Origin of the sequence: Burkholderia sp. Bp9099, assembly GCF_003857805.1 — a bacterium.
Lineage (GTDB): Bacteria > Pseudomonadota > Gammaproteobacteria > Burkholderiales > Burkholderiaceae > Burkholderia.
Map to the genome: position 1 here is coordinate 25,739 of NZ_QTPU01000030.1, position 25,410 is coordinate 51,148.

General features: G+C 68.4%; 23 protein-coding genes. 3 read left to right on the forward strand and 20 right to left on the reverse strand.

Translation table 11 applies throughout. The features are described from left to right. Positions 1–48: 48 nt before the first annotated feature. The 9 genes from DIE17_RS29375 to DIE17_RS29415 all read right to left on the reverse strand — a co-directional run bounded on the left by DIE17_RS29375 (position 49) and on the right by DIE17_RS29415 (position 11,249). Complete coding sequence (locus DIE17_RS29375) at positions 49–873, reverse strand: extensin (protein WP_124921438.1); 825 nt, start codon at positions 871–873, stop codon at positions 49–51. A 169-nt stretch (positions 874–1,042) separates the two neighbouring features. Then, entirely contained in the window at positions 1,043–1,942 is a 900-nt protein-coding gene (lpxO, locus tag DIE17_RS29380; protein WP_124921439.1) for a lipid A hydroxylase LpxO, read from the reverse strand. 209 nt (positions 1,943–2,151) lie between these two features. Then, entirely contained in the window at positions 2,152–2,706 is a 555-nt protein-coding gene (locus DIE17_RS29385; protein ID WP_124488841.1) for a carboxymuconolactone decarboxylase family protein, read from the reverse strand. A gap of 25 nt (positions 2,707–2,731) precedes the next feature. Continuing rightward, positions 2,732–4,066: an aspartate aminotransferase family protein gene (locus tag DIE17_RS29390; RefSeq protein ID WP_124921440.1), complete on the reverse strand. Its 1,335-nt coding sequence runs from the start codon at positions 4,064–4,066 to the stop codon at positions 2,732–2,734. 14 nt (positions 4,067–4,080) lie between these two features. Further along, positions 4,081–5,130, reverse strand: coding sequence for a C45 family peptidase (locus DIE17_RS29395; RefSeq protein ID WP_124921441.1), 1,050 nt, complete (start codon positions 5,128–5,130; stop codon positions 4,081–4,083). Between the two features lie 20 nt (positions 5,131–5,150). Then, positions 5,151–5,879, reverse strand: coding sequence for a glutamine ABC transporter ATP-binding protein GlnQ (gene glnQ, locus DIE17_RS29400; protein WP_014899691.1), 729 nt, complete (start codon positions 5,877–5,879; stop codon positions 5,151–5,153). Continuing rightward, positions 5,876–6,532: a glutamine ABC transporter permease GlnP gene (gene glnP, locus DIE17_RS29405; protein ID WP_044843947.1), complete on the reverse strand. Its 657-nt coding sequence runs from the start codon at positions 6,530–6,532 to the stop codon at positions 5,876–5,878. The genes glnQ and glnP overlap by 4 nt, the downstream gene beginning before the upstream one ends. A gap of 66 nt (positions 6,533–6,598) precedes the next feature. Then, positions 6,599–7,351, reverse strand: coding sequence for a glutamine ABC transporter substrate-binding protein GlnH (gene glnH / locus DIE17_RS29410; RefSeq protein ID WP_044843946.1), 753 nt, complete (start codon positions 7,349–7,351; stop codon positions 6,599–6,601). Between the two features lie 355 nt (positions 7,352–7,706). Beyond that, complete coding sequence (locus DIE17_RS29415) at positions 7,707–11,249, reverse strand: ABC transporter ATP-binding protein (RefSeq protein ID WP_124921442.1); 3,543 nt, start codon at positions 11,247–11,249, stop codon at positions 7,707–7,709. 119 nt (positions 11,250–11,368) lie between these two features. Between DIE17_RS29415 and DIE17_RS29420 the strand changes: the two genes are divergently transcribed. Together DIE17_RS29420 and alr are read left to right on the forward strand one after the other, a co-directional pair. Next, positions 11,369–12,322 carry a LysR family transcriptional regulator gene (locus DIE17_RS29420; RefSeq protein WP_124488846.1) on the forward strand — a complete coding sequence of 318 codons (954 nt, stop codon included), beginning with the start codon at positions 11,369–11,371 and terminating at the stop codon, positions 12,320–12,322. 347 nt (positions 12,323–12,669) lie between these two features. Further along, positions 12,670–13,791 carry an alanine racemase gene (alr, locus tag DIE17_RS29425; protein ID WP_124921443.1) on the forward strand — a complete coding sequence of 374 codons (1,122 nt, stop codon included), beginning with the start codon at positions 12,670–12,672 and terminating at the stop codon, positions 13,789–13,791. Positions 13,792–13,993: 202 nt separating this feature from the next. Here alr and DIE17_RS29430 read toward each other — a convergent pair whose 3' ends face one another. The 6 genes from DIE17_RS29430 to DIE17_RS29455 form a co-directional block, all read right to left on the reverse strand. Beyond that, positions 13,994–14,788 (reverse strand): enoyl-CoA hydratase, encoded by a 795-nt coding sequence (locus tag DIE17_RS29430; RefSeq protein WP_124667701.1) that lies wholly within the window; start codon positions 14,786–14,788, stop codon positions 13,994–13,996. A gap of 381 nt (positions 14,789–15,169) precedes the next feature. Beyond that, positions 15,170–15,535 (reverse strand): response regulator, encoded by a 366-nt coding sequence (locus DIE17_RS29435; RefSeq protein WP_006765703.1) that lies wholly within the window; start codon positions 15,533–15,535, stop codon positions 15,170–15,172. 36 nt (positions 15,536–15,571) lie between these two features. Beyond that, positions 15,572–16,540 (reverse strand): chemotaxis protein CheX, encoded by a 969-nt coding sequence (locus DIE17_RS29440; protein WP_044843940.1) that lies wholly within the window; start codon positions 16,538–16,540, stop codon positions 15,572–15,574. 22 nt (positions 16,541–16,562) lie between these two features. Further along, on the reverse strand, positions 16,563–17,147 hold the full coding sequence (locus tag DIE17_RS29445; protein ID WP_124522936.1) for a hypothetical protein: 585 nt from the start codon (positions 17,145–17,147) through the stop codon (positions 16,563–16,565). Beyond that, positions 17,144–17,884 carry a methyl-accepting chemotaxis protein gene (locus tag DIE17_RS29450; protein ID WP_124522938.1) on the reverse strand — a complete coding sequence of 247 codons (741 nt, stop codon included), beginning with the start codon at positions 17,882–17,884 and terminating at the stop codon, positions 17,144–17,146. The genes DIE17_RS29445 and DIE17_RS29450 overlap by 4 nt, the downstream gene beginning before the upstream one ends. 2 nt (positions 17,885–17,886) lie before the next feature. Then, entirely contained in the window at positions 17,887–20,295 is a 2,409-nt protein-coding gene (locus DIE17_RS29455) for an ATP-binding protein (protein WP_124522940.1), read from the reverse strand. 96 nt (positions 20,296–20,391) lie between these two features. Here DIE17_RS29455 and DIE17_RS29460 point away from each other — a divergent pair, with 96 nt between their 5' ends. Further along, positions 20,392–20,613, forward strand: coding sequence for a hypothetical protein (locus DIE17_RS29460; RefSeq protein WP_124522942.1), 222 nt, complete (start codon positions 20,392–20,394; stop codon positions 20,611–20,613). A gap of 80 nt (positions 20,614–20,693) precedes the next feature. On the opposite strand, the gene DIE17_RS29465 is transcribed toward DIE17_RS29460, so the two are convergent. From DIE17_RS29465 to DIE17_RS29485, 5 genes are read right to left on the reverse strand one after another with little or no spacing between them, the layout of a single operon-like run. Next, complete coding sequence (locus DIE17_RS29465) at positions 20,694–21,704, reverse strand: succinylglutamate desuccinylase/aspartoacylase family protein (protein ID WP_124522944.1); 1,011 nt, start codon at positions 21,702–21,704, stop codon at positions 20,694–20,696. A gap of 31 nt (positions 21,705–21,735) precedes the next feature. Continuing rightward, positions 21,736–22,929, reverse strand: coding sequence for a pyridoxal phosphate-dependent aminotransferase (locus tag DIE17_RS29470; RefSeq protein WP_124522946.1), 1,194 nt, complete (start codon positions 22,927–22,929; stop codon positions 21,736–21,738). Between the two features lie 52 nt (positions 22,930–22,981). After that, positions 22,982–23,677, reverse strand: a complete 696-nt coding sequence (locus tag DIE17_RS29475) for an ABC transporter permease (RefSeq protein ID WP_044843935.1) — start codon at positions 23,675–23,677, stop codon at positions 22,982–22,984. Between the two features lie 49 nt (positions 23,678–23,726). Further along, complete coding sequence (locus DIE17_RS29480; RefSeq protein WP_044843934.1) at positions 23,727–24,443, reverse strand: ABC transporter permease; 717 nt, start codon at positions 24,441–24,443, stop codon at positions 23,727–23,729. 48 nt (positions 24,444–24,491) lie between these two features. After that, a complete protein-coding gene (locus DIE17_RS29485) occupies positions 24,492–25,289 on the reverse strand; it encodes a transporter substrate-binding domain-containing protein (protein ID WP_124522947.1) in 798 nt (265 codons plus the stop codon). Positions 25,290–25,410 lie beyond the last annotated feature (121 nt).

Below are 25,410 nucleotides of genomic sequence, written 5' to 3' on the forward strand. Positions count from 1 at the left end.
TTTTCATCCGGTGCGGAGCAGCACGGCGCGCGCGCTGCGGCGCCCTGCTCACTGGGTCGCGCCGGGCCCGGCGTTCGCCGGTGCAGGCGCCTTGATATTGCTCGACTGCCTGACCAGCTGGTCGGTCATCGCGGCAGCGACCGAATTCGCCCCCGCCGACGTGTGCTGCCGATCGCCGCTCGGCGTCGCCACGTATTGCGGCGCCGGCAACGACGGATCAAGCTTCGCCGATTCACGCACGAGCGCAGCGGTTTCCGGGGTTTCGGATTTCCTGGCGGACGGTGCTGCAGCGTGTCGCTCGAGCCCGTCGCGCTTGCGCGCGGCGTGCTGCGGAGGCTGATACGCCGCCTGCTGGCTCGGCCGGGCTGCCTGCGCGGCCTGGGCCGGCGGCGCCGATTGCGTCGATTGCGCTGCTTGTACCGGCGCTTGTACCGGTTGCGCGGGCTTGGCCTTCGACGGGGTCGCATCCTCCGGCTCGACCGTCACGACGTGGACGGTCGGTGGCGGCGCACTGGGTTTTGCCGGTTTTGCCGGTTTCGCCGGTGCGGCGATGACCGGCGCGACGGCGGCGGAAGCCGGTGCCGCATTCGTACGCGCAGCGGCCGCGGCAGGCGGCGCTACCGCCGCTGGTTGCGGCACCGCCTGGTCCACATGCGCGGACGGGACGGCGACGGGCGCGGGCGGCGCGATCGTGCCTTGTGCGGTGTGACCGTCGTTCGCCGCGGTCACGGCGGTGGCAGGTGCTGCGGCATCGCCGATGCCGGCTTCCGCGATCGCGCGGTGGTCCGCACGCAGGAGCATCACGTAGCCGCTGCCTGCCGCGGCAACCAGCAGACCGCCGGCGATCATCAATGTCTTACGGGTACGAGTCATGCTTGCTCACCGATCCAAATCGACGTGAACAAGCCATGATACGCGTGCGTTCGCGCATGATCCCGCACGAATACAATTGGTTGCATTGACGTCGACCCCAAGAGCGCGGAGGCCGTATGATGCTGCGCGCCCTATCGTCTGACGGTTCGGCACCGTCTGCCTTTCGCCATCAGATGCAGAAGATCGCGACCGCGATCCCGCCGAACAGCGCCCACTTGACGACGTAGTACACGGTGCGATTCCACACCTTCAGCCGCTTGCCGGCGCGGCGAATCGCATACAGGTACTTGAATGCATGATTGAGCCCGCCCGTGCGGTCGCCCGTTTCGTTCGGCGACGCGGCCGCGCGCATCAGCAGTTGCCCGAACGCATCGTTGATGCGCTGCGCCCAACGATATTTCATCGGGCGGTCGATGTCGCAGAACAGGATCACGCGATCGTGCGCGGTGCGATTCTCGGCCCAGTGCAGATAGGTCTCGTCGAACATCACGGCCTCGCCGTCGCGCCATGCATACGACTCGCCGTCGACGACGATCCGGCACGCGTCGTCGTTCGGCGTGTCGAGCCCGAGGTGGTAGCGCAGCGAGCCCGCATATGGATCGCGATGCAGGCCGAGCTTGCCGCCCGGCGGCAACTGCGCGAACATCGCGGCCTTGATCGACGGAATCCGCGACAGAATCTCGACCGTGCGCGGACACAGCGCCTGCGCGGACGGATGCGGCGCGTTGTACCACTTCAGATAGAAGCGCTTCCAGCCGTTGCGAAAGAACGAATTGAAGCCGATGTCGTTGTACTCGCCCGACGCCTTGATCCGGCTGGCATCGCGCAACGCGAGCGCCTCCTCGCGGAAGGTCCGCCATTCGCGCTGCAGCACGGCGAGTTCCGGAAAGTGCCGCGTGTCGAGAAACGGCGTGGTCGGCACCGACGAGAACGCGTAGGAAAAGCAGTTCAGCGGCGCGGTGAAGGTCGAGTGATCGGATAGTTGCCTGAACAACCTGTGCCGAACCTTGCCGCGCCGGTGCGTATGGACGACACACGCAATGAACACGATCAACAGGACCCAGCGCATCGATATTTCCCCCGTAAGTTGTTTTACGGAATTCTAGGTACGGGGAAAATTTCCTGCGCTGAAGCGCAGGCGGCGCGAGGTGCGTCGGCAAGACGCGCAGAGGATGCCGATCGAATCATCCCGGCACGCCGAAAAGCCCGTGCCGACAGGCTTTTCGACGCAACCGGAATGCGCGCGCGGCATGCTGCCGACCCGCGCGCATGCGGCGATTATTCCGGAAACGGTAACTCAGTTTGTCCGTCAGCGCGCATACCGAACGTGTTGAGCGTCATCGCCACGAGCGCGTAATAGCCGAGCAGCGCGACGAGGTTCACCACGGTCTCGTGGCCGAATCGCGCCTGCGCGCGCGCGAACGTCGCGTCGCTCACGCGCCGCGTGTCGTACAGCTCGGTCGCGAACGCATGGATCAGCGCATCGTCGTCCGATTCGAATGCCGGCTCGACGCCACGGCGGATCGCTTCGGCCGTCGCGGCCGGCACGCCGGCATCGAGCGCGATCGGATGGTGGATGTGCCACTCGGCCTGCGAGCGCCAGCGCGCGGCCGTCACGAGAATCGCGAGTTCCGACAGCCGCAGCGGCAAACCCGTGCGATAGCGGCAGAACGCGCCGAGCCGCTGCGCGTGCTGCGCAAGCTCGGGGCTCGCGATCCAGCCGAGGAACGGCCCGTTCAGGTTGCCGCGCGGGCCGCTGAGAATGTCCGCGAGCACGGCCTTCTGCTCGTCGGTGGCCGATGCGGGATCGAAGGGAGGCAGTCTGTCAGTCATGGCGAGAGTTCGGTGAGGTCGTGATTCACGCGCCGGCCGACGCGAGCGCCGCGTCGATCGCGCCGGACAGCCGCTCGACGATCGTGTCGATCTGCTGCGCGGTGCAGACGAACGGCGGTGCGACCAGGATGTGATCGCCGTGTACGCCGTCGATCGTGCCGCCCATCGGATACACCATCAGGCCGCGCTGCATCGCCTCGCGCTTGACCGCCGCATGCAGCTTCAGCGCGGGATCGAACGTCGCCTTGCTGTCGCGATCGCGCACGAGCTCGACGCCGACGAACAGCCCGCGGCCGCGCACGTCGCCGACATGCGGATGCGCACCGTACTGCTCGCGCAGCGACGCCCGCAGTTGCTCGCCGCGCGCCTTCACGTTGTCGAGCAGCTTCTCTTCGGCGATCACGCGCTGCACTTCGAGCGCAGCCGCACAGGCGGTTGCGTGGCCGAGATACGTGTGGCCGTGCTGGAAAAAGCCCGAGCCGTCGACGATCGTCCGGTAGATGTGATCGCTTACCAGTGTCGCGCCGATCGGCTGGTAACCCGCGCCGAGCCCTTTCGCGATCGTCAGCAGGTCGGGCGCGACTCCGTCTTCGTCGCATGCGAACAGGTAACCGGTACGCCCCATCCCCGACATGATTTCATCGAGAATCAGCAGCACGCCGTACTTGTCGCACACCGCGCGGATCTTCTTCAGGTAGGTACGCACCGGCGGCACCGCGCCGGCCGTCGCGCCGACCACCGTCTCCGCAACGAACGCCGCGACGTTTTCCGCGCCGAGTTCGACGATCTTCTGCTCCAGTTCGTCGGCCAGGCGCTGCGCATACGCTTCGTCGGTTTCTCCCGCCTGCTGGTCGCGATACGCATAGCACGGGCTCACGTGGTGCGCTTCGATCAGCAGCGGCAGGAACGGCTCGCGCCGCCATGCGTTGCCGCCGATCGCGAGTGCGCCGAGCGTGTTGCCGTGATAGCTCTGGCGGCGTGCGATGAAGTGGCGGCGTTGCGGCTCGCCCTTTTCGACGAAATACTGGCGCGCGAGCTTCAATGCGGCTTCGACCGCCTCCGATCCACCCGACACGAAATACACGTGTTCGAGGCCGGCCGGCGCGGCCTCGACAAGCCGGTCGGCCAGCTCCTCGGCCACCTCGGTCGTGAAGAACGACGTATGCGCATACGGCAGTTGCTGCGCCTGCCGCTTGATCGCATCGATCACGCGCTGGTTGCTGTGCCCGAGGCACGACACGGCCGCGCCGCCGCATGCGTCGATATAGCGTTTGCCGGTCGAATCGATGATCTCGATGCCGTCGCCTGCGACGGCGACGGGCAAGGTGGCGCGCGGAGCGCGATGGAAAACGGTCGTCATGCGTTGCCTCATGGTCAGGACGCGCGGGGCGCGTGCGCGGACGGCACGATGCGCGTCGCGAAGCGCTGCGTGCCGTGTTGATGAACGGTGAAGTCGATCGCGGTGTCGCAAATCGCGAACACGGCGGTCGCCAGCGTGTTTTCGTCGTCGGGATCGGCCGGATCGTCGCGATAGATCGGCAGCCCTTCCGGTGCGCGATCGCCGAGCACGCGCAGCAGCGCGGCTTCGTCGATCGCATCGATGGCCGGCGTCAGCGCATCGACGCGCCGCTGGCGATCGCCGGACGATTGCGTGACGATCTGCGCTTCTGCCTCGCAGCCCGGATGCACGAGATGATTCGCGTGGCCGCTGAGTTGCGAAACGTCGACGACCGAACAGCGCGCGACGCTCGCCTCGATGCTCAAGAGCCGCGTATCGCCGGTCGCGCCGAGCGTGTGGTGAAAGCCGCTCGCGCGCGCATGAGTGCGCAGCACGTCGGCGGCTGCGTCGAGCGACGTCGCATCGAGCACCGCACGCGCGAGGATCATCCGCGGCACGCCGGCCGCGGGCGTGCGGATTCGCAGGTTGTTGATCGCCTGCGCGATGCCCGCGCGGTTCGCGGCGAACGTATGGCCGGGCAGCGAGCCCGGGTAATAGAAGCTGATGAAGCCCGGCTTGCCCTGCGGCTGCACGTCGACCAGCAGGCAGCGCTCGCGCAGGTACGGATCGCCGTCCTCGTTGTGCGCGATCCAGCGCGTGCCGTGCGCGTCGCGCCCGGCGAGCGTCGTGCAGCCGTCCGGCGCGTTGTGGATCAGTTCGCCGCGGCAGTTCCACAGGAAGATGTCCTCCGCCGGCCAGCCGACGCCCGCCGCGATCCCGTCCAGTTCCGCGACGAGGTCGGGGTACGCGGCCAGCGCGGCCTGCCGCAGCGCGGCGACGAACGGATGGCCGCGCCAGCGGCGCACGGCCTGCCATGCGCTGCTCTGCTGCATGTACGCATCGAACAGGGGGCGGGCAAGCTCGCCGAGACGCACGCCGATGTCGAATGGCGTGCCGGCGATGACGGGGGAAAGGGAAAGCGGCATGTCGGGCAATTCGGTTTCGTTCAGGACACGTGTTTCAGGAATTCCTTCAGGCGCGGTGTCGGCGGCCGGTCGATCAGGTCGACCGGATGGCCGTCCTCGGCGATGCCGCCCTGATCCATGAACAGGAGCCGCGTGCCGACCCGCTTCGCGAAGCCGATCTCGTGCGTGACGACGATCATCGTCATCCCTTCGGTTGCGAGATCCTGCATCACTTTCAGCACTTCGTGGCGCAATTCCGGATCGAGCGCCGACGTCGGCTCGTCGAACAGCATCAGCCGCGGCCGGATCGCGAGCGCACGCGCGATCGCGACACGCTGCTGCTGGCCGCCCGACAGCTCCGACGGGTAATGATTGGCGCGCGATTCTAGGCCCACCTTGTCGAGCAGCGCCATCGCCTGGTCGCGCGCGTCGGCGCGCGACGCGCCGCGCACCTGGATCGGCCCGAACATCACGTTCTCGAGCGCGGTCATCTGCGGAAACAGGTTGAACTGCTGGAACACCATGCCGGCCTCGAGCCGGATGTTGCGAATCGTCGACGCGTTGCCGCGCACGCTCTGGCCGTCGACCAGCAGCTCGCCGCCGGTGATTTTCTCGAGCGCGTTGATACAGCGCAACATCGTCGACTTGCCCGAGCCCGACGGACCGATCACGACCACGACTTCGCCCGCGTCGATCTTCAGGTCGATATGCTTGAGCACCGGCACATGGCCGAAGCTCTTCGACACGTTCTGGAATTCGATCATGCTCATAGGATCCTCATGCGCTTTTCGACGAGCCGCAGCGTCAGCGTCATCGCGCCGGTCAGCATCAGGTAGATGATGGCCACCGCGGTCCAGATTTCGACGGCCTGGAAATTGCCGGCAATGATTTCCTGTCCCTTGCGCGTCAGTTCGCCGACGCCGATCACGATGAACAGCGACGTGTCCTTCAGGCTCACGATGCACTGGTTGCCGAGCGGCGGAATCAGCCGGCGGAACGCGAGCGGCCCGACCACCTTCAGCAGCACGCGCGGCATCGACAGGCCCATCGCGAGCCCCGCTTCCGTCAGCCCCTTCGGGATCGACAGCAGCGCGCCGCGCACCACTTCCGCGAGATACGCGCCGGAATTCACCGTGATCGCGATGATCGCGGCCGTCAGGCCGTCGATGCGGATATGCGCGAGCAGCGGCAGCGCGAAGTACAGGAACATCACCTGCACGACGATCGGCGTACCGCGGATCAGTTCAATATAAACCTGTGCGAGCACGTTCATCGCCTTCGGTCCGTATGCGCGGAACATGCCCGCGATCATCCCGACGACGAACCCGCCCACCAGCCCGAAAAATGCGATGAACACCGTCAACCGGACCCCGTCCATCAGGTCCGGCAACGCCGCCCAGATCGCCGACCAATCGAAATTCACGTGTCGCTCCCCGTTCGATTCAAGACCGGCGCGGCCGCCCGGCCGCGCCCTGTTGCGCCGTCACGCTCACAGCTTCGGCGGCTCGGCGCCGAACCACTTCTTGTAGATCTGCGCGTAGCGGCCGTCGGACTTGATCTTCACGAGCGACGCGTTGACCTTCGGCACGAGCGGGCTGCCCTTCGGGAAGCCGATCCCGTACTTGTCGCCGCTCACCGGCTGGCCCGCGACCTTCACCTTGCCCTTGCCTTCGTTGTTCACGAAGAACAGCACGTTCGGCGTGTCGTGCATCGCCGCGTCGACGCGGCCGGCCTCGAGCGCGAGGTACGCCTGGTCGATGTTCGGGAACTGGCGGATCTCCTTCGGCTTCAGGTGCGCCTTGATCCAGTCGATCGTCGCGGTGCCCGTCTTCGCGGCGATCACCTTGCCGTTCAGGTCGTCGATCGACTTGATCGACGTGTTGTCGGCCTGCACCATCGCCGCGAGCCCGCTGTCGTAGTACGGCGCGGAGAAGTCGATCGCCTTCTTGCGCTCTTCCTTGATGGTCATCCCCGACAGCGCGACGTCGATGTTCTGCGTCTGCAGCGCCGGGATCAGGCCCGCGAAATCCATCGGCTGGATCGTGTATTTCCAGCCCTGGTCCTTCGCGATCTCCGCCCACAGGTCGAGATCGAAGCCGACGTACTTGTCGCCCTGCTTGAACTCGAACGGCATGAACGACGTATCGGTCCCGACGACGAGCGTCTTGGTATCCGCGTGCGCGATGCTGGCGCCGAGCGCGGCGACCACCGCGACGGCTTTCAGGAAGGAACGGCGACTCATGGCTTTTCTCCGCATGGTTGAGCGATGTAACCGGCCGGCTGGCCGGGGAACGACGACATCAAGCCGCACCGCAACATGCGATGTTGAATTAGACCTTAGTGCAACAAGTGTTGTCAACACGGATACTACGACAACAAAAAAGCGCGCAACAAGTAATTGCATCGAGACAAACCCGCGCGGGACGGGCGGGTTTGGTCAGAGGAAAAGACGGGGGAATGACGGCGGGAGCGCGCGGCGGGCCCTGGACTCGGGGATGAGGCGGGCGAGCGGTATTTGCCGGCAACCGCCGCCGCTCAACGAACGGAATGAATCGCGAGCGGCAACGCCGCCCGGCATGACTTCAACGCGACATCCGTTACGCCGCCACCCCGCTCGCCTGATGCGAAACCAGCCGCGCATACGCACCCTGCCACGCGATCAGCGCCGCATGCGTTCCCGCCTCGATGATCCTGCCGTGCTCGAGCACGAGGATCGTGTCCGCGTTGCGCACGGTCGACAGCCGGTGCGCGATGATGATCGACGTCCGCTGTGCCATCAGATCCTCCAGCGCCGCGCGGATCTGCTGCTCGCTGATCGTGTCGAGGTGCGACGTCGCTTCGTCGAGGATCAGCACCGGCGCATCCTTCAGGAACGCACGGGCGATCGCGACGCGCTGGCGCTGTCCGCCGGACAGCTGCACGCCGCGCTCGCCGACCCGCGTCGCGAGCCCGTCGGGCAGCCGCGCGACGAATGCGCCCAGCGCCGCGTGGTCGATCGCGCGCCGGACGTCCTCGTCCGATGCATCGTGCGCTGCGAGGCGGATGTTTGCCTCGAGCGTGTCGTTGAACAGATAGGTATCCTGCGCGACCAGCGCGATGTGCCGGCGCAGATCGTCGAGCCGCAGATCGCGCAGGTCGACGCCGCCCAGCGTCACGCGCCCGTGCTGCGGATCCCAGAAGCGCAGCAGCAGGCTCGCGACGGTCGACTTGCCGGCGCCCGATGCGCCCACCAGCGCGACCGTGCTGCCGGGCGGCACCTTGAAACTCACGCGATCGATCGCCGGCACGCCGCGGCCCGGGTACGTGAAGCCCGCGTCCTCGAACCGCACGGTCGCGTCGCCGGACAGCGCATGCGCGCCGTCGACGACCGTCACCGGCTCCTTCTCGAGCGCGCGCAAGCGCCGCGTCGATGCAATCGTGTCGGCCAGCTGCCGCGCGACCTGGCCGATCTCGGCCACCGGCATGAACGCGGCCACCGCGACCAGCACCAGCAGCGGCAACGCTTCGTGCGCGAACCAGCCGCGCGCGCACAGCAGCGCACCGAGCGCCGCGACGGCCAGCCCGCCGAGCCCGCTCGCGACTTCGAGCGCGGCGCTCTGCTCCGACAGATCGTCGAGCAGCTTCGCGCGCTGCTGCCGGTACGCGTCGGCTTGCGCGACGAACGCGGCACGCCGGCGCGCGAGTGCCTGGAACGCGGTCAGTTCCGCGAGCCCCTGGATCGTTTCGGTCAGGTGCGCGCCGAGCAGGCCGAGCGCCTCGCGTGCGCCGGTGCCGAGCCGGTCGACGTCGCGCCGCGCCAGCACGGGCGCCAGCCCGGCCCACAGCAGGAACGGCAGCAACACCAGCGCGAGCGGCCATGCGACCGACGCGAGCAGCACCAGCACGCCGGCCGGCACCAGCACCGCGACGAACGCCGGCGCGAGCGTATGCGCATAGAAGTATTCGACGGTCTCGACGTCCTGCGTCGCGAGCGCGACCAGATCGCCGGAACGGCGCCGCAGCAAACCGGCCGGCGCGAGCCGTTCGAGCGTCGCGAACAGCGCGATGCGCATCTCGGCGAGCAGCCGGTACGCGATGTCGTGCGCGAGCCACGATTCGAGCCAGTGCAGCACCGCCGCGACCGGCGCGACGACCAGCAGCGCCGCGACGAGCGCGCCGTTCGCGTGTCCGTCCGACACGCCGCCGACCACCCGCGCACCGATCACGCCGACGCCGATGAACGCGAGCACGCGGCCGATCCCGAACAGCACGGTCAACACGACCTTGCCCTTCCACGGACCGACGAAGCGCAGCAGCGCGCGCAACGTTTCGGGCCAGCCGATCGTCGCCGCGTCGTCGTTCAGCGGCCTGACCTGCGGGCCCGATGCAGCACGCGCGCCCGCGCCGCCGGCCATCGCGGCCGTGCCGACGGCTTCGGCGGCTGCCTCCAGCTGCGGCCCCATCAGCTGGCGATACGGGCCGTCGCGCGCGATCAGTTCCGCGTGCGTGCCCGCGTCGACCACCCGCCCCTGGTCGAGCACCAGGATGCGATCGGCGCCGATCACGCTGGACAGCCGGTGCGCGAGCACGAGCGTCGTACGCCCGCGCGTGAGCCGGTCGAGCGCCTGCTGGATCAGCGCTTCGTTCTCCGCATCGACCGACGACAGCGCCTCGTCGAGCAGCAGGATCGGCGCATCGCGCAACAGTGCGCGCGCGATCGCGATCCGCTGGCGCTGGCCGCCCGACAGCATCAGCCCGCGTTCGCCGATGCGCGTCGCATAGCCGTCGGGCAGCGCCGAGATGAAATCGTGCGCGTTGGCGGCTCGCGCGGCCGCGATCATGTCCGCGTCGCTCGCGTCGGGACGGCCGAGCCGCAGGTTGTCGGCGACGCTGCCGTCGAACAGCGTCGCGTCCTGCGCGACCACCGCGATCATCTCGCGCACCTGATCGGCGTCGAGCGTGCGCACGTCGTGCCCGCCGATGCGGATCGTGCCGCCCTGCGCATCGTGCTGGCGCAGCAGCAGGCGCACGATGGTCGACTTGCCCGCGCCGCTCGGGCCGACGATCGCGACCGTCTCGCCTTCGCGCACCGTGAAGCCCAGCGCCGCATGCGCATCCGCGCGACGCCCCGGATACGCGAAGCTGACGCCGTCGAACACGATCTCCGGCCGCAGGTGCGGCACGCGCGGCGCCGCGGCGGCCGGCGTGTCGCTGCCCGCATCGAGCAGCGCGTGAATCGCGTTCGCCGCCGACTGGCCGATCATCCCCTGGTGCAGCACGCCGCGCAGGTCGCGCAGCGGCCGGAAGATTTCGCTGCCGGCCATCAGCACGATCAGCAGCGCCTCGAGGCTCATGTCGCCGTGGCGCACGCGCCATGCGCCGACCGCGATCGCCGCCGCCGCGCCGAGGCCGGTGCCGAGATCGGTGAAGAGCCGCGTCAGCAGCCCGAGCGCGAGCACCCAGAACGTGCTGTCGGACAATGCGCGCGCCTTCGCCGCCAGCTTCGCGCCGAACGCGCCGCTCTGCCCGAACGCCTTCAGCGTCGGCAGGCCCTGCACCGCGTCGAGAAACTCCTCTCCGAACGCCTTGAACGCGGCCGAGCGGGCGAGCGCCGCGCGCCGGTCGGCGCGATGCACGAGTTGCGGCAGCGCGAGCGTGACGAGCGCCGCAACCAGCAGGATCGCGGCCGTCGGCACGTCCCACCATGCGAGCAGCGCGAAGATCATCACCGGCGCGCACGCGGCGATCACGAGCTGCGGCAGGTAGACGCCGAAGAAGGTCTGCAGCTGCTCGACGCCGTCGACGACGGCCAGCATCACGCCGCCCGTGCGCTCGCCGCTGAACCATGCGGGGCCGAGCGCCGCGATCCGGTCGAACAGCCGCGCGCGCAGCGTGGACTGTACGCGCCCGGCCGTGTGCTGCGCGAGCACCGTGCGACGATGGTCGAGCCATGCGCGCAGCAGCACGCAGGCCGCGGTTGCAACGACGGTTTCGGCAATATCGCGCGCCGGCGCGCCGGCAAAGACGAGCGCGAGCACACGGCCGAGAAACACGAACCGCAGGATGCCGACACCCATCGCGAGCAGCCCGAGCGCGACCGCGGCGGCGACCCGCCAGCGCAATCCCGCCATCATCGCCCATAGTCGTCGGTCGAAATACATGAAGCCCTCCGGTCGGTTTTTCGTTGCGATTCGATTGACCGGACCAAGGCTACCCGCACCCCCGACGCGCGGCAAAAGATGATTTTTCAACGGGTGTTGAGTCAACTACAATACCCCGCATGTCGCACCTCCCTCCCCTCAGCGCGCTGCGTGCTTTCGAGGCGGCCGTCCGCCTCGGCGGGTTCGCGCGCGCGGCGGCCGAGCTGAACGTGTCGACGAGCGCGATCAGTCACCAGATCCGCGCGCTCGAGGAATCGCTGGGTACCCGCCTGCTCGAACGCAGCACGGGGCTCGGCGGCATCGGCCTCACGCAAGCGGGCGCCCGCCTGCTGCCGGCCGTCAGCGATGCGCTGTCGAAGCTGACCGACGCGTGCGCCGAGATTCGCGGCACCACCGCGCAACGGCTGACGGTGTCCGCCAACGCGCCGTTTTCGTCGATGTGGCTCGCGCGCCGTCTCGCGGAATTTTCGTCGCTTCATCCCGACACGCCGCTGCATGCCATCGTGGTCGACGACGAACCGGATTTCGCGCGCAGCGGCGTCGATCTCGCGATCGTGCACGTGCCCGCGCACCGGCTGCGCGCCGACGACGACATCCTGATGCGGGAAACCGTGTTTCCGGTGTGCAGCCCCGAGCTGTTCCCGTACGCATCCGGGTACGTGTGCCGCTCGCGGCTGCTGCAGGAGATGCACGAGGACAGCCCCGAGATCGACTGGCGCAACTGGGCCGTGCACTTCGGCCTGCCGGACGACTTCGAGACGAAGATCGTCCGTTACAGCAGTTTCAGCCAGGTGATCGGCGCGGCGGTGGGCGGCGCGGGCATCGCGCTCGGCCGTGTGCCGCTGATCGAGCCCGAACTGCGCAGCGGCCGCCTGGTGCCGCTGGTGCCGGGCCTCGAGCGCGATGCGTCGTGGCGCTTCGTGCTGCGCCGCAATCCGTCGGCACGGCACCGGCTGCTCGATCCGTTGATCGCGTTCCTGCGCCGCGAAGCCGATGCCCCGCCGCTCCAGCGCGCGAAGATCGTTGCACCCGCATCCAACGACAGTCACGCGCGCGACGCGGGCGGTGCGTAGCGCGCCCGCATCCGGATGCTGGCGCGCGTGTCGGCAGTCCGTTGCGGCGTCACGGCTTCGCGAAGAACAGCACATCGATCAATGACAGGGGCACGCAGCGCTTGGCACTGCGCCGCGCCGTTCGCGCACCGGTTTTCTGGAGGGGAGACTCGGCAAGGCAGGCTGGCGAAGGCCGTGTCGACATGGGTCCGGCACAAAAAATTCCACCAAATCGCCGACAAATACGTTAATTAAAACTGGTCGAACACCAATAAGATAGCGCTCAACACTGGCTGGGTGCGCAACGCACCGGCCGCTGACCCGCGCCCCCGCGCGCGTACCGAACGACTTTCGACCCGAGCCCGTCCATGCCCCGTCCCATCGTCGCCCATATCCGTCCCGACGCCGTCCGCCACAACCTCGACTTCATCCGCCGCACCGCCGCGCAATCGCGCGTATGGGCCGTGATCAAGGCCAACGCCTACGGTCACGGGATCGAGCGGATCTACCCGGGCCTCGCGGCCGCCGACGGCATCGCGCTGCTCGATCTCGACGAAGCCGTGCGTGTGCGGGAACTCGGCTGGGACAAGCCGGTGCTGCTGCTCGAAGGCATCTTCGAGCCGGCCGACGTCGAACTGGCCGATCGTTACCGGCTGACGGTGGCCGTGCACTGCGACGCGCTGCTCGACCTGCTGATCGCCGCGAAGCCTCGGCAACCGATCGACATCCAGCTGAAGATGAACTCCGGGATGAACCGGCTCGGCTACCGGCCCCACGCATTCCGTGCCGCGTGGGAGCGCGCCGCGGCCGCGCCGTCGATCGGCAAGATCACGCTGATGATGCATTTCGCAAACGCCGACGAAGGCGAAGTCGACTGGCAGCTCGAGCAGTTCGATGCGGCCACCGCCGGGATTCCGGGCGAGCGCTCGACATCGAATTCGGCGGCCGTGCTGTGGCATCCGCGCGCGCATCGCGACTGGGTTCGGCCTGGCACGATCCTGTATGGCGCGTCGCCGACCGGCGCGTCGCGGCACATCGCCGACACGCCGCTGATGGCCGCGATGACGCTGACCAGCAAGATCATCGGCGTGCAGACGCTCGCGCCGGAAGAAACGGTCGGCTACGGCCGCCGCTTCACCGCCGACCAGCCGATGCGGATCGGCGTCGTCGCGTGCGGCTATGCGGACGGCTATCCGCGCCACGCGCCGACCGGCACGCCGATCGCGGTGGACGGCGTGATGACGCGCGTCGTCGGCCGCGTGTCGATGGACATGCTGACCGTCGATCTGACGCCGTGCCCGGACGCGGGCATCGGCTCGAGCGTCGAGCTGTGGGGCGATCAGGTGAAGGTCGACGACGTCGCGGAAGCCAGCGGCACGATCGGCTACGAGCTGATGTGCGCGCTCGCGCGCCGCGTGCCGGTCGTGGTCGTGCCGTCCGACGCGTCGACGGTGCAGCCGGCGCCGCGCACGGGCAGCTACGGGCGATAACCGGGGCGCGGATGCGGCGGCACGCTCGCGGGTCGCTGCGCATCCGGACGCTCGGAATCCGCTTGCGGGCCGCGTCGGGCGGTCCGCTTGTTTTGTGCGGTCTGCTTTTGCGGCCTGCTTTTGCCGCATGTACCGACGGCGAAGCACAGGCGGGACGCAGCGCGCAACCGGTCCACGGGCGCCACACACTACGAACTACGAACTACTCACGCCACGTCGGCTTGCGCTTCTCGAGGAACGCATCGATCCCCTCGCCGGCGTCCTCTTCCATCATGTTGCGTGCCATCACGTCGCCCGCAAAAGCGTATGCGTCGTCGAGCGGCAGTTCTCGCTGCCGGTAGAACATCTGCTTGCCGTAGCGCACCGCCGCCGGGCTCTTCGCGACTATCTCCGCGACCTTGCGCGCGACGGCCGCGTCGAGTGCATCCTCGGGCACGGCCTCGTTGACGAGCCCCCACGCGGCGGCCGTCGCCGCATCGATGAAACGCCCGGTGACGAGCATGTCGAACGCGCGCTTCGCCGACACGTTGCGGCTCAACGCAACGGCGGGCGTCGAACAGAACAGCCCGACATTGATGCCCGACACCGCGAAGCGCGCGGTGTCGGCCGCCACGGCGAGGTCGCACGCGGCGACGAGCTGGCAGCCGGCCGCCGTCGCGATGCCCTGCACGCGCGCGATCACCGGCACCGGCAGCGCGCGCATCGCGAGCATCACGCGGCTGCATTGCGCGAACAGTGTGCGGTAATAATCGAGTTCGGGCTTGCCGCGCATCTGCCGCAGGTCGTGGCCCGCGCAGAATGCCTTGCCCTGCGCGGCGAGCACGACACAGCGCACGTGCGGATCGGCGGCCAGCGAATCGAACGCGTCCTGCAGGCTCGCCAGCATCGCCTCCGACAACGCGTTGAACTGTTGCGGCCGGTTCAGCCGCAGCGTGACGACGCCGTCGTGGGCCTCGCGCAGCAGGATCGGCTCGGCTGTCTCGTGAATGGGTTCCATGATGCTCCGCTCGATGGGGTTCGATCGGACGCGAACCGGCGGCACGGGCAACACGCGTCCGGATTCGCGATCGACATGATCACGAATCGTCCTCCAGTTTGCGCGCGACGTCCAGCGAAGCGGACGAACCACCGGCGCAGCAGACGTTCGCGGGAATCGGGCGGCGCGCCACTCGCGTGCGTGGTCAGGGCCGCGTGCAGGAGCGCACATCGCGAATTTCGCCCGTCGCGCCGCCCGGAATGCAGATCGCACCGCCCTGCGCGTACCCGGCATGCTCGCCTGCGAACGTCCCGTTGCAACCGGCGACGCAGCGGTCGCGCGTTCCGGACCGCAACGTTGAACGCTCGAGCGGTATCGGGCCCGCTCCCGCCGAATATCGGCTCAGCCCGCGAGCTTCTTCAGCGCGTCGAGCACCGCATCGCCCTTGAACGGCTTCACGATCCAGCCCTTCACGCCGGCGGCCTTGCCGCGCTCCTTCATCGCCGGGCTGCTTTCGGTCGTCAGCATCACCACGTTGACCGACGTGTTCGCCAGCTCGCCGCGGATCTTCTCGACCATCGTCAGGCCATCCATGTTCGGCATGTTCACGTCGCTGATCACGAGACGCACGCCGGGTGTCGCCTTGAGCTTCGCGAGCCCGTCCTTGCCGTCCACCGCCGTCGCGACGTCGAGCCCGTGATTGCGCAGGAAACCCGCGACTTCGTCGCGCACCGTGCCCGAATCGTCGACCACCAGAATCTTTGCCATGCCGTCTTCCCCTTTCGTCGTTGCCGACTTCAACATTCAAAACAGTTCGAGTTCGCCCGCTTCCACCATTGGCCCCACGTCCTGCACGGATTCGCGGAAATCCTCCGGCGACCAGCTCAGGCTGAACACGAAACGCTGGTCGAGCCGCACCGACCGCCCCGATGCGGGGTCGGTCATCCGGTACTTGAAACAGAGCTGCGGACAGTCGCCGCCGAACGAAATGAACTTCTGCTTGTGATTGACGACGAGCGGCACCTGCACCGGATGGCGCGCAAGGGCCTCCGCGTCGCCGAGATAGCGGTTCTTGAACGCGCCCCACACGAGGTTGGTCAGCTCGCCGAGCACGCTGTTCACGTCGCGGAAATCGGGTGCCCGGCCGTCGTCGCGCGTGCCGCCGATCATGTCGAGCAGCGGCTGCTCGCTCGTCTGCAGCAGCATGTAGCCGCGGCACCATGCGCTTTCCAGCGCGATCAGGCTGAACACCTCGCCGAAGATGATCTGGTCGCGCACGATGCACGGCGTGTCGCGCTCGATCGTCATGCCCGGGAACAGGCTGTCGAGCCGCGCCTCGGTGATCTCCGCGATGCCGCGCACCAGCGCGTTCGGGTAGTCGCGGCCGAACAGGTACTCGTCGATCGCGCGCTTGAGCGGCGTCAGGTCGTCGGCGACGTAGGCCGCGCACGCGACGCGTGCGAGCGCATCGGGCAGCCCGTCGCGCGACGCGTCCCCTGCATTCGACATGCGGCGCAGGATGATCGGCAGCTCGGGGCGCAGCGCATCGATCTGCGTCGCGACGATCGCGCTTTCGTCCGGCGAGCCGCCGTAGTCCTCGGCGAGCAGGATCGCGCCGAGATCGATGTTCGAGCGCAGCACCTTCAGCAGCCGGTTGCGCCGCACGGTCAGGCCGACCAGGTTGTGCTCGTCGCAGAAGCGCTTGAGCGTCGCCGCATGCGCGCGGCTGTCGTCGAGCACGAGCACCTTGCTGACGGGTTGGTCTACGGTCATGTCGCGGAGTCCTCGCAATCGGTCAAAACAGTTCGAGCTCGCCGCCCGTGTCCACGCTCGCCGCTTCCGACACGTGGAAATCGACCGGCGCGTTCGCGCACACGCACAGCGTCGCGCCGATCCGCACGTCGCCGTCGAGCGTCACGTCGTACGCGGCCACGTGGCCGGGATTCAGCGCCTGCAGGTAGTCGATGCTCGCGCCGCTCAGCAGGTAAGGCGTCGACATCCCGAGATCGGGGAACGGCACGGTCAGCGCCTGGTTGATCGCGCCGCAGCACAGGTTCGCGACTTCCATGAACGCTTCGGGCAGCGGCCGCTGCGCGCTCGCGCCGGGCGCCGCCGCAGCGAAATGGCGGCGCGTCGGTTCGTCGTCCCGAAAACGCAGCGCGAGCAGCAGCCGGAAATGCAGCGCCGAGATCGTCAGCACTGCGACGTGTTCCGCGATCTTCGGCATCGCGCGCGACTTCGTGCGGGATGGGTCATGTGACGCACCATGTGCGTCGTCGGCAGCCGGCCGGATCTCGCACGCGCCGCCGGACGCGAGCCGCGTGCGCGCCGCATCGAAGAAGATCCGCTCGAAACCGGCGCGGGCCTGCGCGCTGATCACGCCGCCGCTCCTTCGAGCCGCGCATGCAGCTGCCCCGCCAGCGTCTCGACCGTCGCGAGCGCGGCCGTGATCATCTTGCCGCCGGCCTGGATGTCCTGGAACGTCGCGGCCGTCACGAGATCGTTGCGGTTCAGGCTGTCGCGATAGCTGTTCGACAGTTGCTGCGAGCGCGCGGCAAGCCCGCGCACCTCGCTCGCGACGATCGAGAAGCCGCGTCCCGCGGCGCCCGCGCGCGCGGCCTCGATCGATGCGTTCAGCGAGACGATCGACACGTGCGCGACGATCGCCGACAGCTCCTGGTTCTTCGTGCGCATGTCCTGGTTCTGCGTGGTCAGCGAGATCATCTGCTCGTGCCAGCGCTCGAACGTGCCGGCCAGCCCGCGCAGGCGCGCGGCCTCTTCGGCGAGCTTCGCCGCGTGCTGCGACAGCGCGGCGCGCTCGGCCGCGAGCGCCTGCAGCGCGTCGCGCTGCTCGCCGGTGCCGGCCGCCTCGCGCGCCCGCGTTTCCTCGAGTTCCGTTTCGCGGCGCGTCCATGCCCGTGCGGCTTCCGCATGTGCGGCCGCGGCTTCGTCGGCCCGCGCATCGGCCGCGCCGAGCGCGGCGCGCAACGCGTCCGCTTCGCGCGTCAGCGCGGCAACGTGCCGCGCGCGTGCGATGCGCCACGCGAACGCGGCGATCGCCGCGACCACGAGGCCGCCCGCCAGCGCGGCACCGATCGGGATCATCCACGCTTGCACGATCACTCCGTTGCGTCGACGTTCACGGCGTGCACCGGCTGCCCGATTTCGCGCACCGCAGCGTTGGCCACGCCGTTGACCGCACCGTCCGCCGCGAAACGCGCCGGCAGCGACACGATCGTCTCGAACGCGCGATACGACGCGCCGACGCGATCGTCGGTAAAGCGCAGCGCGATATCGCCGCCGTCGCGCTTCAGGAAGTTGCGCACCGCGTCCATCCCGACGCCGCGCCCCGATACCTCGGTCACCGCGCGCGCGGTCGAGAAGCCCGGGCGGAAGATCAGTTCGGCCACGGCTTCGTCGGTCAACCCGGCTTCGTTGCCGGCGTCGATCCAGCCGCGCTCGCGCGCGATCCCGCGAATCCGGTCGAGCGCGAGGCCGCGGCCGTCGTCGGCGAGCACGAAGCGCAGTGCCTCGCCGTCGACGTCGACCGCGATGTCGATCTTGCCGGCCGGCGCCTTGCCGGCCGCGCGACGCTCGTCGGACGTTTCGATGCCGTGGTCGATCGCGTTGCGCAGCAGGTGCATGAACACGTTCGTCAGCGTCGCGCCGATCTCGCTGCGCACGCGATGGCCGTTGCTGTCGATATGCACGACGGGCGCCGGCTTGCCGAGTTCGGCCGCGAGCGACGGCAGCGATTCGATCACGCCGCCCAGCGCATCGCCGATGCCCTGCGTGCCGAACTGGCTCAACAGGCGGCGCACCGAATCGCGCGCCGCGTGCCAGTCGCCCGCGTTCGCCGGGTCGGCGCCGTCGAGCATGCGCAGGCTCTCGCTGATATGCGCGCGCTCGACCATCAGGTAGTCGGCGCCGCCATGCTGCGCCGCCTCGCCGTGGCGGCCGAGCGTGACCGCGTTGATCGTCGCGTAGCGGTCGACCGCCTCGCGCACGCGGGCGAGGTCGTCCATCAGCGCATCGCGGTTCCACTCGGGGCCGCCGTCGGCGCGGCGCAGCGATTCGTACGCCTGCTCCGCTTCGTGCACGATGTTGGTCAGGTGCTGCAGGCTATACGTGCGCGCATTGCCCTTGATCGTGTGCATGTTGCGAAACAGCGCCGCGACGATCGAGTGATCCGCGCGTTCGTGCTGGCGGATCATCCGCTCGTTCTCGCTGAGGAAACCCTTCGCGCTGTGCACGAAGTCGTGGAACTTGTCCTGGCTGATCGACAGGATCTCGCCGATCATCTCGAGGCGGCGCTGCTGCTCGCCGGCCTGCGCGGTCAGCTCGCGAATCTCCGTCACGTCGCGCACGCACAGCATCAGCCGCACGACCGTGTCGGTCTCGTCGGTGATCGCCGACCAGCTCAGGTCGAGCCATTTCTCGCGGCCGTCCGGCATCCGCTTCGCGACTTCGTTGACGAGCAGGTGCTCGTTGAACGCGAAGTTCATGCTGTCCTCGCCGAGGCACGCATGCACGGCCGCGTCGACCTGCGAGCGCGCGTCGGAACCGATGCCCGAATCGTCGAACACGAGTGCCATCAGGTCGCGGCCGGCGATGTCGTGCGTTTCGAAGATGGTTTCGAGGTAAGCCGAATACTCCGCATGCACGACCCCGCCTTCGACGACGGTCAGGATCCCCTGCTGCATGTTCTGCAGCATCGCCTGGATGTCGGCCGTCTTCTGCTTCAGTTGCGCGGCGTTCTCCTGGATCTTCTCGATCATCCCGTTGAACGCGACGATCGAATGGCCGATCTCGTCCATCCGGCCCACCGGCACGCGGCGCGTGAAGTCCTGGCTCGTCGCGATCTCGCTCATCGCCGTCTGCATCCCGATCAGCGGACGCGTGATCTGGCGATACAGCACGAAGCCGAGCGCGGTCAGCAGCACGACCACCGTGCCCGCCACCCCCGCGATCGCGGTGGCCGTCGTCGCGAGCATGCCGTTCAGCGCACGGATCGCGTCGTCCTTCTGGCGGTTCTTCTCGACGCGCAGCGTGTCGACGATGCTTTCGAGTTCGTCGCGATACTGCGCGACGTTCGCGAACAGGTACGCCTGCGCCATCTCGGGCTTGCCGTCGGTCTTCATCTTCACGGTGTCGTCGATCGCGGCGAAGTAGTTCGCGGCGCTGTCCTTCGCCTGCGCGACGAGGCCTTCCTGCGCGCGGCCGACCGCCGATTTCGCCTGGGCGTCGAGCGCGGCGCGCAGCGCACCCTGCTTCGCCTTCAGTTCGTCGCGCGCCTGCGCGGCGGTGTTCGCGTCGGGCGCGTACACCAGCGTCATCGTCGCGATCTGGATGTTCTTCACGTCGGCGACGAGATCCGCCGACGCGAGCGCGCTCGGCACGATTCCCTGGGTAACCTGACGCACCTCGGACGCGCTCTTGCGCGTCTGGTACACGGCGTACACGCCGATCGCGGACAACGCGAAAAACGTCAGGACGACTAGCAGCGTAATGCGATGACGGATGGTCATGAGTACAGCTCCCCGCAGCGATCCGGCTTCGATCGCGCTCTGGCCTATTGAAAGAATGTGAGCGGCGAATTATCGGGGATGGTGTATGACCGTCCGATGACTGAAAATCAATCGGCCGTTGAGGAAATCGCAATGATTAATTGCGACGGGAAAATCCTAAAGTTTTCCGCGAATGAGCCGTTAACCTTCGGCGCATCTGGGCTCTGGCCGCTTGCCGGGCAGCGCGGAATAATCGCATCCGGAAATTTATTCTTCGATTCTCGATTCGGCAATTCAATCCGGCCGAATACCGGTGAAACGTTTGCGCATTATCCGTGAATCGAACCGCTCGCGAAGTCATTCACGCGCGATAACGGAGCTCATGCGCGAGCCGGACCGGCGGGCCGCATCATTGCCGCTCACGGATCGAGCGCACCGCCCGACCAGCCTGCCGACGGCCGCGACCCGGTCAGCTTCAACGCGACGTCGCCCTGCGCGACCAGCCGCTCGCGATTGCGCGTGACGATGCGCCCGGCTTGCGGCGCCACCAGCACGTGCTCGCTGCCGGGCACGCCCGGCAGCGCGACGATCCGCGCGATGCGCTCGCCGGCCTCGACCGTCGCGCCGAGTTCGCGTTCGTACACGAGCACGCCCGACACCGGCGCGAGCACGGTTTCCATGTGCGCGATCGGCACGGCGTCGCCATGCCAGTCGCGCACGCCGGCCGGTTCCGCGATCACGCCGCGGCCGCGCAGGAACGCAAGGACGCCGTCGGCATCGCGTTCGGCGAGCGTGTCGGACACGTCGGATTGGCCGCGCAGTTCGATCGTCGCGACGAGTCGCTCGCGCAAACCGCCGTTGCGCGCCCAGTGCGCGGCAATCGCGCCTTCGAACGCGCCGTCGTCGTCCTCGTCCCACAGGATCGCGACGTCCACGCCGAGCGCGGCCGCGAGATCGCGGCCGGCCGGCCACAGATCGCGATGCAGGTATACGTACGGCAGCGCCTCGGAATCGGTGTGCAGATCGAGCACGATGTCGGCGTCGCACGCGCCGTCGAGCACCGTGCGCTGCCACGCGGCGAACGTCGTCGCGGGCCGGTGCGCCGCAGCCGATTCGTGGAAATGCCGGTTGAAATTGCGGTGCGTCGCGTCGTGGAAGCGGCCGAGCAGCCGCCCTTGCCGGAACTGCGCGAGCCCGAGCGGATTCGCCTGCGGCACGACCGTCACCGTGCCGCGCAGCGCGCCGCGATCGTGGGCCGCACAAAGTTGCGGCAGCAACCGGTGCAGCACGAGCATGCCGGCGATCTCGTCCGCATGCACGCCGGCCTGCAGGTGTACGCGCGGCCCGTCGCCGCCCGACAGCCGCCACGCGCGTATCGCGAGCGGCTGGCCGCCGTCGCCCGGCACCTGCCACGTCAGCGTTTCGATCATCGTCGCTCCTCCTTCCGGTTCCGGATATGCATCACGACGCCGCGCGCGCGTTCTCGCCGAGGCTCGCGACGAATGCCGCGATGCGCTCGCACGCGTCGGCGAGCTTCGCATCGTCGACGACGAAGCCGAAGCGCACGAAGCCCGACGCCGTCTCGCCGAACGCGCTCGCATCGAGCAGCGCGACCTGCTTCGCGCGGAACAGCCCCCACGTGAAAGCGTGCGCATCCAGCCCCGTGCCGCGCACGTCGACCATCATGAACATCCCGGCCTCCGGCAGCAGGCAACGCAGCCCCGGCACGTCGCGCAGGCGCGCGTACGCGAGGTCGCGGCGGCGCCGATACAGCTCGCGCATGTCGGCGACGATCGTGGCCTTGTTGTCGAGCGCGGTCACGGCCGCCTGCTGGACGAAGCCGGGCAGTCCGTACAGCATGCACAGCGCGAGCCGTTCCGCATGCTCGATCAGCTCGATCGGGCCGATCGCCCAGCCGACCCGCCAGCCCGGCATCGCATGCGATTTCGACAGGCTGCCGATCGTCACCGTGCGCTCGGCCATCCCCGGCAGCGACGCGATGCTGACCATGTCGCGCTCGAACGTCAGCTCCGCGTAGACCTCGTCGGACACGACCCACAGGTCGCGCTCGCATGCGAGCCGCGCGATCCGTTCGAGATCGGCGCGCGGCATCACGACGCCGGTCGGATTGCACGGCGTCGCGAAGAAGATCGCTTTCGTGCGCGGCGTCACGGCCGCTGCGAGCGCGTCGACATCGAGATGAAAACCGCGAGCCGCATCGACCGGCACCGGCACGAGCGTCGCGCCCGACGCGCGCACGCTGGCTTCGTACGTGAGGTACATCGGCTCCGGCACGAGCACCTCGTCGCCGGCCTCGCACAGGCACAGCGCCATCGCGAACAGCGCGTTCTGCGCGCCGGCCGTCACGATCACGTGCTCGGCGCCGACCGCCTGCCCGCACGCCTTCGCATGCTCGCGCGCGATCGCCGCGCGCAGCTCGGCGCGCCCGCGCACTTCGCTGTAGTGCGTATCGCCGCCGCGCAGCGCGGTCACCGCGCGTTCGACGATCACGTCGGGGGTCGGGAAATCCGGATCGCCGACGCTCAGCACGATCGCCGGCTCGCCCGCCGCGACGGCAGCCTGCGCCGCGTAATGAATGTCCCAGGCGGTCGTGCGCTTGCCCTGCAGGCGCTCGACCAGCTTCGAATAGTTCATGTGTTCTCCGTCGCGCGGCGCCCGCCCGGCCGCCGCGCCATCAAGGGTTCGTTCAACGCGGCATGCGCACCGGCACACGCCGCTCGAGCCGGCCGAACGCGCGCTCGATCGCGAACGCGAGCACGACGTAGATCACCGCGATCGCCAGCAGCGGCTCGTAGGTCCGCAAGGTCTGCGCGCGGATGTAGTTCGCGGCGCCGAGCACGTCCATCACCGCGACCGTCGACGCGAGCGCGGTCGATTTCAGCAGCATCACCGTTTCGCCCGCGAGCGTCGGCAGCAGGATCTGGATCGCGCGCGGCAGCCACACGCGCCGCGCGATCATCGACGGGCGCATCCCCATCGCGCGCGCGGCCTCGATCTCGCCCTTCGGCACACCGCGCAGCCCGGCGCGCAGCACTTCGCCGACGTACGCGCCGACGCTGATCACCAGCGCGAACGCGACATACCAGAAGCCGTCGCGCAGGAACGGCCACAGCACGCTGTCGCGCAGCGCGGGCCAGCCGGCGAACAGCGAGCCGACGCCATAGTAGATCAGGTAGATCTGCACGAGCAGCGGCGTGCCGCGGATCACTTCGGTGAACGCCTTGCTCACGCGCGCGACGACTGCATTGCCCGACAGCCGCGCGAACGCGACGGCGATCGCGAGCCCGAAGCCGAATACGGCCGACACGACGAGCAGCTTGACGGTGGTCAGCACGCCGAGCAGCAGCAGCGACCCGTAGGAAGACAGTACGCTCAGATCCATGACATTGATCCGGTTCGGTCGAAAGATGCGTGGAAAGGCGGGACGTGGGTCACGATGCCGGCATCCAGCGGCCGAAGCGCCGCTCGATCTCGCGGAACAGCATGCCCGACAGCGACGTGATCGCGAAATACACGGCCGCGACCATCAGGTAGTAGTGCAGGTACTCGCGCGTCGAACCGGCCGCCTGCTTCGCGGTGTAGAGCAGCTCGCTGTAGCCGACCACGCTGATCAGCGCGCTGTCCTTCACGAGGATCAGCCACAGGTTCGTGAAGCCGGCCAGTGCATACGGCGCCATCGCGGGCAGCGTCACGCGGCGGAACACGAGCGCGGGCGGTGCGCCGAACGCGCGCGCGGCTTCGATCTGCCCGTACGGGATCGCGAGGATCGCACCGCGGATGATCTCGGCCGCATACGCGCCCTGCACGATGCCGAGCACGATCACCGCGGCCGCGAAGCCGTTGACCGCGACCGGCCCGACGCCGATCGCCGTCATCAGCAGGTTGATCGCGTCGGTGCCCGCGTAGTAGAGCAGCAGGATCAGCAGCAGCTCGGGCACCGCGCGGCACAGCGTCGTGTAGCCCTGCGCGAGCCGCTCGAACGCGCGCACGCCGGACAGCTTCGCGACCGCGCCCAGGAGCCCGAGCACGATGCCGACGACGAACGCGCCGAGCGAAATCTCGAGCGTCACGCCCGCGCCCTGCAGCAGCGCGACGCCCCAGCCGTCCGGGTCCATGCCCAGGTAGCTCACCCATCCCCAACCGTCCATGCCGCCTCCTCGTCCGTGCGTGGCGCCCGTCGGCGCGAAATCGTGCGATCAGTGCGGCCAGAGGTCGATCGGGAAATACTTCTTCGCGATCTGCGCGTACTTGCCCGACGCATGCAGCTGCTCGAGCGCCTGGTCCATCTGCTGCTTGAGCGGCGCATCGGCCTTGCGCATTCCCGCGCCGACGCCGTAGCCGAAGATCGCCGGATCCATCTTCACGCTGCCGGGCCCTTTCAGCTCGAACGTCGCACCGTCCTTCGACTTCAGGAAGTCGAGAATGCCGAGCTGGTCGAGATACATCGTGTCGATGCGGCCCGCGACGAGGTCCGAGTTGCAATCGTCCTGCGTGTTGTAGAGCCGCACCGTCGCGGTCTTGCCATACGCCATCTTGATGAACTCGGCGTTCGCGGTCGAACCCTGCACGCCGATCACCTTGCCCTTCAGGCCGTCCGGCGTCAGCGTGAGCTTCTGGTTCTTCGCGCCGACGAAGGTGCCCGGCGTCTCGTAGTACGGCCGCGAGAACGCAATCACCTTCTGGCGTTCCGGCGTGATCGACATCGAGTTGAAGATCACGTCGATCTTGTCGCTGAGCAGCGCCGGGATGATGCCGTCCCACGCGACTTCCTTGATCTCGCACTTCGCCTTCATCTGCTCGCACACCGCGCGGATCAGGTCGGCCTCGAAGCCGCTCCACTGCCCGGTCGGGCTTTTCATCAGGAACGGCGGATACGGCTCGGCGGCGACGCCGAAGCGCAGCACGCCCGGCGACGCATGCGCGGAATCGAACGGCGCAAGCGCCGCGAGAACGAGACTCAACAGGCACAGCAGACTGCGAACGACACGCTTCATGGTCGGACTCCTGGCTGGAAAGATACGAAATCGGTACGGCCGGTATCGGTGTGGCCGGTATCGGTGTGGCCGGCATCGGTGCGGCCGGCCGCGCAGGCAGGCACGCGCGGGCCGTGCCATC